We start from the raw sequence: 13,184 nt of genomic DNA, 5'->3' as shown, positions 1-13,184 counted from the left end.
TCTGAAAATGAATGTAGAGACGTAGCACTGCTAGGTCTCTACAAGGGTTTCAAACGAATAATGGTTCTATTAATTTCTGGAGATGTCTATTAGTCATTAGTGATTTATCGCGCTGCTATTAAATCCAGCCAAACTAATACAACAACCAAAACCAGTTCAATCAGGTAAGCTTTACTAGATATGATTCCCAGAAATACAATATTAATCACACCAAAAAACCAAATAAAGTAGTTACACCCTGTCTAGTATCCTTATAGCTGAGTTTACGGGCGATAAAGATTATATAGGAGTATTCCTCACAAGCGCCTACAACCTCCACCAATGTAAGCACTTCACTTGGTGTAAGGTATTCTCACTTACCTGTAATGCTTGTTGGGTAGACGAGTTAGGGGTGGTGGCCTCATTGACTCTCGCTGGTAGTGTCCGGTGTACACGGTATATTATGGACAGTTTACTACGCTATGATCCCCATTCTGTCGTTGATAAACCAGCCACTGTACAGTTATTGCTAAAAGTTCTTAATAGATTCAGATGTCTATCTTGGCTAAATGCCAAATAGAGTTTAGAGATGAGCTTACCTAAATTACACGGGCAAGCATTAAACTAAACAGACAAGGTTTGCACTTGGTGTGATCGGGAGCTATATCTGCCCCTATTAGTGTAGATATGCAGTTCAATATAGATATATGCAGTAAAGCCGAATCAACCATGACTGAAGCCAAGTCTACTCATACAGTGCGCCGGAGAAGAATATTCCCCCAAATTCAATGGACAGAAGAACAGAAAGCTAAACGTCGAGCAGAACGCGAGGAGTTTCATCAACGTAGCCAGGGGATTTTTGACCGCGTTAAGCCAGAGTACATCCAAACTCACTACAACTGGTATATGGTTGTTGAACCAGAAAGTGGAAACTATTTTATTGATCGTGATCAAGAAGTAGCTATGCAAATGGCACGTATTAAACACCCCGGTAGTGTACCATTGTTTCTTTTCCGAATTAATGAAACAGGGGTTTCTGGAACTATATGATACTTGGGTTGTTCGGCAATGATGACGAGCTAGTTTTTGAGATTGAGCTTATTGGTGCAGATGGATTAGAACTAACAGTTGATGTCATATTAGATACAGGGTTCTCTGGCTGGTTGGCTATTGACGAACAAGACTTACAAGGACTGGATTGGATTTACGTGCAGACACGAGCGCTGCGAACCGCACGGGGGGAAGCAGATTTTAATATCTATGCTGGTCAAGTAAGAATCGACGGGGAAACTTTTTATATTCCTGTTTATGTGGGTGAAAGAGTATCAGAAGTTTTACTTGGTCGCCAGTGGTTAAAAACTCGACGGTTGGTGGTGGATATGCCATCTAGGGTATTAACGCTGGGATAATAAGAAATTTATTATTCCTATCTTTTCCTTGTAGCGTAGCTAGGCTGCAAGGTTATTAGTAAGAGAAGTGGTAGTTTAATACTGAGTAATCAAATTATATCAATTTTTATTAGTGCAAGATGTGAGTATAACAAATGATTCTCAACTGAAGCTCGATGTGGCAGCAGCTAGATCCGCTATAGAGACAATCCGAACACTAGACCTCAATGGGACTTCAATTGACGAGATTAAAGAGCTTCTAACGCCAATCTTCCGTGGCTATGTAGTAAAAGCTCCATGCTTTAACCTTGGATTACCTCTTTACAGTGGCCGCTTAGGAGATAAGTCAGCAAACATTTCGGAACTCAGCTATCCGCCAGCGCGCTTGACTCCGATCGGTCTTGCAAACCGGCCAAAAGAACCTGTTCTGTATTGTTGCACAGCACGAGAAGCCGTATTTTTTGAATTACAGCCAAAAGTCGGCGATACTGTTGCTCTTGCCCATTGGGTAACGACCGCCCCGTTGATGGTCAATTACGTAGGATACACACGCCGCGTGTTGGATGCGCTTGGAAGTACCCGTCCAGTCGCTAGTTGGGGATCGGAACCTTCTGCTCCAACGGGAGATCAACAGGAGATCATGGATTTCCTATCCGATGTGTTCACACAGATTGTCCCACCGGGCGAAGAGCAACTTTACAACAAATTGACTGTTGCAGTCGCAGAAAATTTGTTTGCTGGAGATCCCTTTGATGGGCTGCTGTATCCTTCTGTAAGGATGCGTGCCAATGCAGACAACATCGCACTGAAACGTCGTTTTGTGGATGACCATCTGCGTTTTTTGAAAGCTGAGTTCATCCGAATTGACGCAATACGTGAGTTTGATTACGATATTACGCTATTAGATACCGCTCCTGAAATCACTACTAACGGAACAATCGAATGGTATATAGTCTCTTCTGACACAAAAAAGCTGTTATCGAGGCGATATGGAACCGTCGGATGGCAAGAATTCTTGCGGCAAAAGAAAGACATTCTGAGTAATTACGACTCAGCGAAGGAAAACAGTGTCAACCGCCCCGTACACACTGAACATGGTTCTGTCGCCGAAGCGAGTTTCCGCAAGTGGTTAAGTGAGTATTTGCCCAAGAAGTACAGCGTCACGTCAGGGTATATCATTCCAGATGTGAAGAGGATGAATTACGTTATACGTCACTATGATGTAATTATCTACGATGTGATGAACGCGCCTGTTTTGTGGGGGTCTAACAATCCTGATGAATCAGAACAAGGCCGTGCAAGGGCGATTCCCGCTAAGTACGTACACGCTGTGTTCGAGGTTAAGGCCGCTCTGACGAAAGCCAGCATCAATGAAGCCGTGGAAAAGCTGAAAGAACTTAATGAGTATGAAGCTCACCTGCCCCTGCATTTTATTTCCGCTGCCGTGTTCTTTGAGTTAAGACAGAAAGAACAGTCTTCGTGCAAGCTTGCAGAGGGCTTATACAACGAAAACATCCCTGGGTATTTTGGGGGTCTTATTCTTCGGGCCGAAGGCTTTGATCCTAACTTAACGGGCTATTACCAGTTTTATACTGATGGTTTAGAAACAATAAACACTATGCCACTAATCAGGGACATCGACAGTTTACAGACAGATGACCAGGGTAATCCTCAACTTACCAAACAAGGCGACACTGTAGTTGCATATGCACAAGATGATGTCTATCACTTTGATAAGGGATACAGCGCCATTGTAAAGAACGTGAATTTGCTATGGGCATACAACAGTTTTCCGATGTTTTTCATTGACCTTCTGGAGAGGCTTCAAGGGACATACGACCCGACGACCGCATCTCAACAAGGTAGTTACGGACTGTCGTTTAATAGATGAATTCTCGGTTGGAAAAACGATCGCATCTGGAGGTCACGCCAGAGCAGAAGCGAAAAGCTTGACTGTAAATATTTTTGTCTATCTCTTTATTTTTTGCGATCGCGATTCATAGGTTGGGAAAATCCTGTAAAACAGTATATTTGCTGCAAAGAAATTCACCTTGTACTTAAATATAATTTTTAGCGATACCTGCGGCACACTGCGTGAACGCACGTTTTTTGCCCAATCTCACAAAATCGCGTTGCTCCATTAATTATTTGTCATTAGTATTTAGACAAATGACTAATGATAAAGGACAAATATGATTAAAATCCTGCATCTCTCCGACATCCACATGGGAAGCGGCTTCTCTCACGGACGAATTAATCCCGCAACTGGATTAAATACACGATTGGAGGATTTTGTCAATACCTTGTCTATATGTATCGACCGAGCGCTGACAGATGCCGTCGATATGGTGATATTTGGTGGCGATGCTTTCCCGGATGCTACACCACCGCCCTATGTACAACAAGCTTTTGCCAGCCAGTTTCGCCGTCTCATGGATGGTAATATTCCGACAGTGCTGTTGGTGGGCAACCACGACCAACATTCCCAAGGACAGGGAGGAGCGAGTTTAAATATTTACCGGACTTTGGGAGTGCCAGGATTTGTTGTTGGTGATACATTAACAACTCACTGCATCGAAACCCGCAATGGCAAAGTGCAAGTAATCACCCTCCCTTGGCTAACTCGTTCCACCTTGATGACTCGCCAAGAGACTGAAGGTTTATCTTTGGCAGAAGTCAACCAACTGTTAACGGAACGCCTGCGAGTTGTTCTAGAAGGGGAAATTCGTCGTCTTGACCCCAATGTGCCAACTGTCCTTCTGGCTCACTTGATGTCTGACAATGCTGCCTTAGGCGCAGAACGCTTTTTGGCAGTAGGTAAAGGCTTTACTCTACCTCTATCTTTGCTGACGCGACCTTGTTTTGATTATGTAGCGTTGGGACATGTCCACCGCCACCAAAATCTGAATAAATCCAACAACCCACCGGTGATTTATCCAGGGAGCATTGAGCGGGTGGATTTTAGCGAAGAAAAAGAAGACAAAGGCTATGTGATGTTAGAACTGGAGCGGGGGAGCGCTGAGTGGGAATTTTGTCCCTTAACAGTTCGGACTTTCCGCACAATTGAAGCGGATGTCTCGAAAGCAGATGATCCCCAGGCAGTATTAATGAAAGCGATCGCCAAATATGATATTCAAGATGCAGTAGTGCGGCTAATTTACAAACTCCGCTCTGAACAGATGGATTTAATTGATAGTTCTTCTCTACATACTGCTTTAAGTGCCGCTCATACCTACACCATTCAAGCAGAATTAGTCAGTCAACTAGCCAGACCCCGGATTCCTGAATTGAGTGCGAGTAGCAGCATCGACCCAATGGAAGCGTTGAAAACTTACTTGAACAACCGCGAAGACCTCAAAGACATAGCAGCATCAATGCTGGAGGCTGCACAAAAGTTATTAGCAGATGATGTGGAAGTCTGGCTGGAAGCAGCAACTAGTGAGTAAAATAGATGCTAATTATATTTTCATCTTTTAAGGGTAATGTTTCCTAACAAAGTTGTTTTTAGTTAGGGAGTTCTAAGTAAAAAAATATCCAACTATTTCTTGTGGGATGGAGAGAAGTCTAAGCGCCGATTTCCAGCACTCAGAACTTCGGAGTGTCTCGCGATTGGTGTCAAGTTAAAGCCATCAGCCCAGAATGTCAAGAAACCTTGCGGCGTTGTGTCAGTGTCGTTGACGAACAGCTTTAAGCAAGCCCATAGAGCGCTGATGCTCGACCAGCCAAGGAACGAGTTGTAACTCTGGGTTTTGCAACAATGGGCGGTTAAAAAAATACAATGTACCACTAAATGGGGTTCTCCAACAAGCTGCTACAACCCTTTGATAGATTGTTCGATACAGGTTAGGATAATCCATCAATTAGAGGAAAAACTTCAAGCACGCTTAATCGCGCTGTAACATGAAAACCATTCAAATATAAATTTGGGCAGATTTTTGAGGAGTTTGCTACTCTACATATCAATTGTTGTTTTTTTCTAGCCAGATAAAATTAGGGACTCAGTAAATAAAGTTATCCAGCCTTGAATAAGCTACTCTTTACAGGTAAATATTTTCGTTTTATGGCTTTTGTCCTACCCTTAATTATCTGGTGGGGATACAAAGAAGTACAAAACCAATTTGTACAGCCGCAAGCAGTTGTAGTGTTAGGTGGTTCAACCAGACATTTAGAGCGAGAGAAGTTTACAGCAAAATTTGTTCGAGAGCATCCAAATATACCAATTTGGATTACTGGGGGTAGTCCACCTAGATTCACCCAACAAGTGTTTACTAAAGCTGGTGTTGATCGCAAACGTTTACACTTGGACTATGAAGCCGTAGATACAGTTACTAATTTTACTACGTTGGTGGATGATTTGCAAGCTCGCGGCATCAAGAGCGTTTATTTGATTACTTCAGACTTCCATATGCGCCGAGCTTGTGTCATCGGCGAAATTATTTTGGGTAGTCGGGGTATTTATTTAAAACCAGTGCCAGTTCCTTCCGAAAAACCTCCTGAATCTATCGAAAAATCTATTCGCGATGGAGCTAGAGCGATACTTTGGTTAGCCACTGGTTACACTGGTGTGGATGCAGCTAAAAATAAACGATAAATCAAACCAATTTTGGATTTTTGACCTCGACTTACCTCGGTACAAGTCGCTCAGTCAAACGATTTTGGATAATGGAATTTAAAATCTTCATATTCAGAAGGTTTCTCGATTTGAAACAATACAAATTATTCCAATTTGGAATCATTTATAGGAATTTGCATGAGCTTGACCTTAGTCAATACAAGGAAATTAAGAGAACTAATGCCAATCATCTTGACATGAACTTAGTAATAACAAACACATCAAAGTCCAATTGTCGAAAAACTAGTGCAACACTAACCTTCAAACAACACTAACCTTCAAACCAATTAACAACTTTTGCTCATTTGCTTTCTTGGTGGATACTTTGCGTCCACCAAAGTTTTGAGCGGCGGCTTGGGTAACTGGAATTTATCTGTGTAGTTCGGAAAAAAAACGCCCCAATCTATCTCACAATTTGATACCCTAGCTTAAACAGATTTGAGAAAAATTAAAGCGTGGAAATTCAACTTGGGCGGGGAAAAACGGCTCACAGAGCTTACGGAATAGATGAAATTGCTTTAGCCCCCGGTAACAGAACACTAGACCCCAGTTTGGCAGATACTAAGTGGCGTATTGGCAATATTGAACGAGAAATCCCGATAATTGCCAGTGCAATGGATAGCGTAGTAGATGTTCGCATGGCTGTACGTTTGTCACAGTTAGGAGCATTAGGTGTCCTCAATTTAGAGGGGATTCAAACTCGCTATGCTGACCCAGAGCCAATATTAGATCGGATTGCCTCTGTGGGGAAAGATGAATTTGTTGCCTTGATGCAAGAACTTTATGCCGAACCAATAAAGCCGGAATTAATTGAACAACGTATTCAGGAAATTAAACAACAAGGTGGTATTGCGGCGGTGAGTGCAACTCCAGCCGGTGCAAGTAAATACGGTGAGGCGGTGGCAAAAGCTGGGGCAGATTTATTTTTTGTACAAGCTACGGTAGTTTCTACTGCACATTTGTCACCAGAGTCTTTAGTACCACTTGATTTAGCAGAATTTTGCCGTTCCATGCCTATCCCCGTAGTATTGGGGAATTGCGTGACTTACGAAGTCACGTTGAATTTGTTGAAAGCTGGGGCGGCTGGGGTACTGGTGGGAATTGGGCCTGGTGCTGCTTGTACGTCCCGTGGCGTGTTAGGTGTGGGTGTGCCACAGGCAACTGCGATCGCTGATTGTGCTGCCGCACGAGATGATTACTATAAGGAAACTGGCAACTATATCCCCGTCATCGCTGATGGCGGTTTAATCACTGGTGGCGACATTTGTAAATGCATCGCCTGTGGTGCTGATGGTGTGATGATTGGTTCCCCTTTTGCCAGAGCCGCCGAAGCCCCAGGACGAGGTTATCATTGGGGCATGGCGACTCCCAGCCCAGTCTTGCCTCGTGGCACCCGCATTCGCGTTGCCACCACTGGTAGCCTAGAGCAAATACTCGTTGGACCAGCAGGACTAGATGATGGCACTCACAATCTTTTAGGAGCCTTAAAGACGAGCATGGGCACCTTAGGAGCTAAAAATATTAAAGAAATGCAACAAGTGGAAGTTGTGATTGCGCCTTCTTTATTAACTGAGGGTAAAGTTTATCAAAAAGCTCAACAATTAGGTATGGGGAAATAAAGGAGTAGGAAGTAGGGAGATGAGGGAGATGGGGAAGAAATAATTAATGCCCAATGTACAAGTGCCCAATACCTAATTGGAGAATAAATTTTTCCAGGCCCCTAAACAATTGCTGGAAAAATCCTATATGTCGCCTACAATAGAAATAGCGGAGACGCATGTTTCCGTTCACTCCTCACACCACACTCCGCCCGGACTACTGTTCGGGCGGTTCCTTATGTTTATAAATAAATTCTAGAGCTTCTTTGCAAATGTACATCCTCGCACTTCCAAGCTGAGGTTTTTGCTATGGTAGAATTTTCACCAAGTTCAGATATTATTGGCGAAGGTTTTAGGCATGTCAACAGCCGCACAAGTTACCGATTCTAGTTTCAAGCAAGAAGTACTCGACAGCGAGGTACCCGTTTTAGTTGACTTTTGGGCACCCTGGTGCGGACCATGCCGTATGGTAGCTCCTGTTGTCGATGAAATCTCCGAACAGTACAAAGGTCAAATAAAGGTCGTAAAAGTCAATACAGATGAAAATCCTAATGTTGCTAGTCAATACGGCATCCGCAGCATTCCCACATTAATGATTTTTAAGGGTGGACAAAAAGTGGATATGGTGGTCGGCGCTGTGCCTAAAACTACATTAGCTTCCACCCTCGAAAAGTATCTTTGAACTCAATCGGCAATAAAATCCTCTTGAGTTATCCATGTTGTTCTAAGTTTAGGTTAATTTTTATAAACAAGTTTGAGAGGCGCGAATTTCTCGTCTTTCAAACTTATTTACATTTGTATACAGTTTGCGATTGCGAATATTTTTAGGAGTTTTCTAGCTCAAAAACAACTCCCTAATTCCCGTACTACCAATTTCCACTGCTAGCGCCGCCAACAAAAAACCCAAAAGTTGAGTCACAATTATTCCACCTTCTGCACCAATCCACTGGTCAATCAGATTTGCTAAACGCAAAATCAACCAAGTCATAAACATCGCTCCTAAGATACCCACCGCCACAGCAATATGCGGACTCTGTGATTTTGACATTAGCAACATCACCGTTGTCAAAGTCCCTGGCCCCGCTAGCAGTGGTAAAGCTAGTGGAGTAATTGCAACATCGCGTCCTTCCTCAATAATCGGCTGATCTAATTCTCCCCGCAGCATTTGCAAAGCAATTAACAGCAACAATAGTCCTCCTGCTACTCGCAAAGAGCCGATACTGATTTCCAAATAATTTAAAATTATTTGCCCTGCAAAGGCAAATAGCAAAAGAACTGCGATCGCAATGATAATTGCTTTATCTATAACTTTGTTTCTTTGGTCTGGCATCATGCCCTTAGTCAAAACTAAAACAATTGGTATATTGCCCACAGCATCTGCCAGGACAAACACAGCGATAAATGTTTGAATGAGAATAGGAATATCCACAGCAGGTAGTTTTGATCAGGGTTTAATCACAACCTAATCTTAATCTTGCTCAGTTTGCTAGAACCCAGAGGAATATTAAAATCAGCAATAAAACAAGTCCGTTAAAGAAAATCTTCGCTGACACATTTCTAATTAAATTCCACAAATGTTTAACTAGCGATATATTTTGATAATCTATCTTCCATAAATCAACTGTTCGTTGTTGAACCTATGAAATCTTATTTAGCCGCCGCTATTCAATTGACTAGTGTGCCAGATTTACAGAAAAATTTGGCCCAGGCAGAAGAATTAATCGAGCTTGCCGTGCGTCAAGGTGCTGAATTGGTAGGTTTGCCAGAAAACTTTTCCTATATGGGAGAAGAAAAAGACAAACTCGCCCAAGGTGATGCGATCGCTCTTGAAAGTGAAAAATTTCTCAAAAAAATGGCTCAACGCTTTCAAATTACAATCTTGGGCGGCAGCTTTCCACTTCCTGTAGACAATACAGGCAAAGTTTATAACACCACTCTACTCATCGACCCAAACGGTCAAGAACTTGCTCGCTACTACAAAGTACACCTATTTGATGTTAACGTCCCTGACGGTAACACCTATCGTGAATCCAGCACGGTTGTGGCTGGTACGCAACTACCCCCCGTCCATTTCTCAGAAAAACTTGGTAATTTAGGACTTTCTATTTGTTATGATGTCCGCTTCCCGGAACTATACCGTCATCTAGCAGAGAAGGGAGCCGACGTTATCTTTGTTCCCGCTGCCTTTACCGCCTTAACTGGCAAAGACCACTGGCAAGTACTACTACAAGCCAGAGCCATCGAAAATACCGCCTACGTCATTGCTCCTGCCCAAGCAGGCAATAACTACGCCCGCCGTCTAACCCACGGACACGCGGTCATTATCGACCCTTGGGGCGTAATTTTAGCCGATGCTGGGGAAAAGCCGGGAATTGCGATCGCACAAATCAAGCCCACTAGGCTCGAACAAGTCCGCCGTCAAATGCCCTCTTTACAACATCGAGTATTCTAGGTGCTGGAAGGGGGATGAGGGAGCATATAACTCTACCAGAGGCTGGCGCTTAGGGCGTAGCTATGCCGCAGGCTTTACGATTGCGCTCAGTAACCAGAGAAGCAGGGGGGAAATAATCAATGCCCATTACCTGGGAATAAAACAAAAAACCGGGTAACCACCCGGTTTATGCCGATATTAAGAATCCTCAGTCTTTTAGGAGCATAGCAGCACTGTGCCCCTATTTATTTGTTGTCAAAATTAAACTTTAGCAGCTGACTTGGTAACAACGTTGAGTTCACCTTTAGCATACTTAGCAGCAAAATCTTCCAAAGAAATTTGCTTGATCTTGCTTGCGTTGCCAGCCGTGCCAAATTGCTGATAGCGTTCAGCACAAACCTTCTGCATATATGTAATAGAAGGCTTGAGGAAGTGACGAGGGTCAAACTCCTCTGGTTTTTTAGCCAAAGCTTCACGTACAGCAGCAGTAATAGCCAAACGGTTGTCAGTGTCGATGTTTACTTTACGTACACCACTCTTAATACCTTTTTGGATTTCTTCTACAGGTACACCGTAGGTTTCAGGAATTGCACCACCATATTGGTTAATCAGTGCAAGCAAATCTTCTGGTACAGAGGATGAACCGTGCATTACCAAGTGGGTGTTAGGCAAACGGCGGTGAATTTCTTCAATGCGGCTGATTGCCAAAATTTCCCCAGTCGGCTTGCGGGTAAACTTGTAAGCACCGTGGCTTGTGCCAATGGCAACAGCCAAAGCATCTACTTGGGTTGCTTCTACGAAGTCAACAGCTTCATCGGGGTCAGTTAACAGTTGAGAGTGGTCGAGTGTACCTTCAAACCCGTGACCATCTTCAGCTTCACCAGCACCAGTTTCTAGAGAACCCAAACAACCGAGTTCACCTTCAACACTGACACCCAAAGCATGAGCTACATTTACGACTTCGCGGGTAACACTGACGTTGTACTCGAAGCTAGCAGGGGTCTTAGCATCAGCTTCCAAAGAACCATCCATCATCACGCTAGTGAAGTTGTTCTTGATTGCTGAGTAGCAGGTAGCAGGAGCATTCCCATGATCTTGGTGCATGACAATGGGAATATGAGGATAGGTTTCTACGGCTGCCAAAATCAGGTGGCGAAGGAAGTTTTCTCCTGCATAATTACGAGCGCCGCGTGAAGCTTGTAAAATTACGGGGCTATCTGTCTCGACAGCAGCCTTCAGGATCGCCTGAATCTGCTCCAAATTGTTAACGTTGAAAGCTGGGATGCCGTAACCGTTTTCAGCTGCGTGATCCAACAGCAGCCGCAGTGGTACAAGCGCCATAGATAGTCCTCCTAATGTGGTTGTCAGCTAGTCGGTGTGAAAGAAGCGTAATGATTACGCTAAATCTTAAGAGTTTTTTCAACTTATAGGAAATTATAACTAGTGTCGTGTATCTATGTTGAAAAAGTTTACGCCATTGCTCATAAACATGCCCTATACTTCACCTATTCTACTGTATGGTAAGCTACCCTACGTTTAAAGGCTTTGGTAGCTCTGTATCCTAGATTCCTGACTGAAGGTAAGCGCATATGACGGTTAGGAACGCTTTTCTGCCAGACGCTACGCGATTGCGATCGCACTTAAACCATCTGTAAAATCTCAATTCAAATTAAAAGCGATCGCATTTCCTAAATGAACGATCAAAGATCGCTTTTTCTAAGTCTTCAAATTCAGTAGACCGAAAAGTTCTGCACTCAAGTAAAATTAGATACCTAAATTTATAAAACATTGTTTATACAGTTATGTCGAATCGGGATCTCAATCACAAACTCGGTTTCCCGATCGGGTATGGAATGGCATCGCAATGAGCCATTATGCTTTTCAGTAACAATCTGGTAGCTAATCGACAACCCCAATCCAGTCCCCTTGCCAATTGGCTTAGTAGTAAAGAATGGGTCAAACAATCGTTCTTGAGCGAATTTTGGGATACCTTGACCGTTATCTACAATCCGAATCTGTACCAAATGTGAATCAAGCATCTTAGTACAAATCAGAATTTGACTGGGCTGTTGCTCAATCTCGCTAAATGTACGCTGTAAATCTCGTTCTTCAAGGGCATCGATTGCATTGCAAATGATATTCATAAACACCTGGTTCAGTTGAGAAGCTTTGCACTCAACCAACGGCAGGTTGCCATAATTCTTCACCACTTTAATTTCCTGGTCAAACTTGCCTTTCAGGCGATGCTGCAAAATCATCAGCGTACTATCAATGCCCTCATGGATGTTGACCTGTTTGATCTCAGCTTCGTCCATACGGGAGAAGTTCCGTAAAGAGCGGACAATCGTTTGAATCCGCACTGCTCCAACTTCCATTGAGGAAAGTAACTTGGGCAAATCTTCTAGCAGGAAATCTAGGTCGATCTCCTCGCTTTCGTACTGGATTTCCGCCACTGGTCTGGGATAATGCTTTTGATACAACCGCAGCAGTCTTAATAGGTCTTGAGTATAGTCATTGGCAGGCTTGAGGTTGGCATAGATGAAGTTCACTGGGTTATTAATTTCATGCGCTACCCCAGCGACTAACTGCCCTAAACTAGACATTTTCTCATTTTGCACTAGCTGAGTTTGCGTTCGCTTTAGTTCAAGTAAGGTAGTTTCCAACTCAGTTGCTTTTTGACGCAGCTGAATTTCTGACTCTTGCAAAGCTTTTTCAATTTGTTTACCAGCACTGATATCACGAGCAATTTTAGAGATACCAGTGATTGTACCTGTCAAATTTTTAATCGGAGAAATTGTCAACGAGATATCAATCAGTGTGCCATCTTTGTGTTGACGCACAGTTTCAAAATGTTCAACTCGTTCTCCTTGCCTCAATTTCTGAATAATTTGGGCTTCCTCTTTGATCCGATCGGGAGGAATAATTATTGTCCCATGTTGACCAAGTACTTCTTTTTGCTTATAGCCAAATATTCTTTCTGCACCAAGATTCCAGCTAACAATTACTCCATCTAAGGTTTTGCTGATAATAGCATCCTCAGAGGACTCTACAATTGCCGCTAGGCGAAACAAAGCTTCTTCAGCTTGCTCTCTTGTCAAATTTTCCATATTAATTTACTTCCTAAATTAATAGATAAAGAGCATACCCAAATTCTTGACTATTGTCTGTTCCAAATA

The 13,184-nt window shown here is 43.1% G+C and carries 11 protein-coding genes; 8 read left to right on the top strand and 3 right to left on the bottom strand.

Features of this window, described 5'->3' with window-relative positions; genetic code table 11:
* Positions 1-708 precede the first annotated feature (708 nt).
* From Q0541_RS11740 to trxA, 7 genes are all read left to right on the top strand, one after another.
* A complete protein-coding gene (locus tag Q0541_RS11740; RefSeq protein WP_298910082.1) occupies positions 709-1,029 on the top strand; it encodes a hypothetical protein in 321 nt (106 codons plus the stop codon).
* Positions 1,026-1,388 carry an aspartyl protease gene (locus tag Q0541_RS11735; protein ID WP_298910079.1) on the top strand — a complete coding sequence of 121 codons (363 nt, stop codon included), beginning with the start codon at positions 1,026-1,028 and terminating at the stop codon, positions 1,386-1,388. Before Q0541_RS11740 ends, Q0541_RS11735 begins: the two co-directional genes overlap by 4 nt.
* Before the next feature lie 121 nt (positions 1,389-1,509).
* Positions 1,510-3,258 (top strand): DUF6602 domain-containing protein, encoded by a 1,749-nt coding sequence (locus tag Q0541_RS11730; protein WP_298910076.1) that lies wholly within the window; start codon positions 1,510-1,512, stop codon positions 3,256-3,258.
* A 301-nt stretch (positions 3,259-3,559) separates the two neighbouring features.
* Positions 3,560-4,813: an exonuclease SbcCD subunit D gene (locus Q0541_RS11725; RefSeq protein ID WP_298910072.1), complete on the top strand. Its 1,254-nt coding sequence runs from the start codon at positions 3,560-3,562 to the stop codon at positions 4,811-4,813.
* A gap of 614 nt (positions 4,814-5,427) precedes the next feature.
* Complete coding sequence (locus Q0541_RS11720) at positions 5,428-5,958, top strand: YdcF family protein (protein WP_298910070.1); 531 nt, start codon at positions 5,428-5,430, stop codon at positions 5,956-5,958.
* A 476-nt stretch (positions 5,959-6,434) separates the two neighbouring features.
* A complete protein-coding gene (locus Q0541_RS11715) occupies positions 6,435-7,598 on the top strand; it encodes a GuaB3 family IMP dehydrogenase-related protein (RefSeq protein WP_298910068.1) in 1,164 nt (387 codons plus the stop codon).
* A gap of 337 nt (positions 7,599-7,935) precedes the next feature.
* Complete coding sequence (gene trxA / locus Q0541_RS11710) at positions 7,936-8,259, top strand: thioredoxin (RefSeq protein ID WP_273763647.1); 324 nt, start codon at positions 7,936-7,938, stop codon at positions 8,257-8,259.
* Between the two features lie 153 nt (positions 8,260-8,412).
* On the opposite strand, the gene Q0541_RS11705 is transcribed toward trxA, so the two are convergent.
* The gene (locus Q0541_RS11705) at positions 8,413-9,006 is read right to left on the bottom strand and encodes a MarC family protein (protein ID WP_298910062.1); all 594 of its coding nucleotides are present in this window, start codon (positions 9,004-9,006) and stop codon (positions 8,413-8,415) included.
* 210 nt (positions 9,007-9,216) lie between these two features.
* Here Q0541_RS11705 and Q0541_RS11700 point away from each other — a divergent pair, with 210 nt between their 5' ends.
* Entirely contained in the window at positions 9,217-10,029 is an 813-nt protein-coding gene (locus tag Q0541_RS11700) for a carbon-nitrogen hydrolase family protein (protein WP_298910059.1), read from the top strand.
* Between the two features lie 240 nt (positions 10,030-10,269).
* On the opposite strand, the gene fba is transcribed toward Q0541_RS11700, so the two are convergent.
* Together fba and Q0541_RS11690 are read right to left on the bottom strand one after the other, a co-directional pair.
* Entirely contained in the window at positions 10,270-11,349 is a 1,080-nt protein-coding gene (fba, locus tag Q0541_RS11695; RefSeq protein ID WP_229485451.1) for a class II fructose-bisphosphate aldolase, read from the bottom strand.
* 437 nt (positions 11,350-11,786) lie between these two features.
* Positions 11,787-13,115 carry a PAS domain S-box protein gene (locus Q0541_RS11690; protein WP_298910055.1) on the bottom strand — a complete coding sequence of 443 codons (1,329 nt, stop codon included), beginning with the start codon at positions 13,113-13,115 and terminating at the stop codon, positions 11,787-11,789.
* Positions 13,116-13,184 lie beyond the last annotated feature (69 nt).

Source organism: uncultured Nostoc sp. (assembly GCF_937863485.1).
GTDB lineage: Bacteria > Cyanobacteriota > Cyanobacteriia > Cyanobacteriales > Nostocaceae > Nostoc.
This window is presented reverse-complemented; position numbering and strand designations above follow the sequence as displayed.

Bases quoted from the DNA above. Each gene is read 5' to 3' on its own strand.
- Q0541_RS11735 (WP_298910079.1), top strand. From the start codon at position 1,026: ATGATACTTGGGTTGTTCGGCAATGATGACGAGCTAGTTTTTGAGATT.
- fba (WP_229485451.1), bottom strand. From the start codon at position 11,349: ATGGCGCTTGTACCACTGCGGCTGCTGTTGGATCACGCAGCTGAAAAC.
- Q0541_RS11740 (WP_298910082.1), top strand. From the start codon at position 709: ATGACTGAAGCCAAGTCTACTCATACAGTGCGCCGGAGAAGAATATTC.
- Q0541_RS11700 (WP_298910059.1), top strand. From the start codon at position 9,217: ATGAAATCTTATTTAGCCGCCGCTATTCAATTGACTAGTGTGCCAGAT.
- Q0541_RS11690 (WP_298910055.1), bottom strand. From the start codon at position 13,115: ATGGAAAATTTGACAAGAGAGCAAGCTGAAGAAGCTTTGTTTCGCCTA.
- Q0541_RS11725 (WP_298910072.1), top strand. From the start codon at position 3,560: ATGATTAAAATCCTGCATCTCTCCGACATCCACATGGGAAGCGGCTTC.
- Q0541_RS11720 (WP_298910070.1), top strand. From the start codon at position 5,428: ATGGCTTTTGTCCTACCCTTAATTATCTGGTGGGGATACAAAGAAGTA.
- trxA (WP_273763647.1), top strand. From the start codon at position 7,936: ATGTCAACAGCCGCACAAGTTACCGATTCTAGTTTCAAGCAAGAAGTA.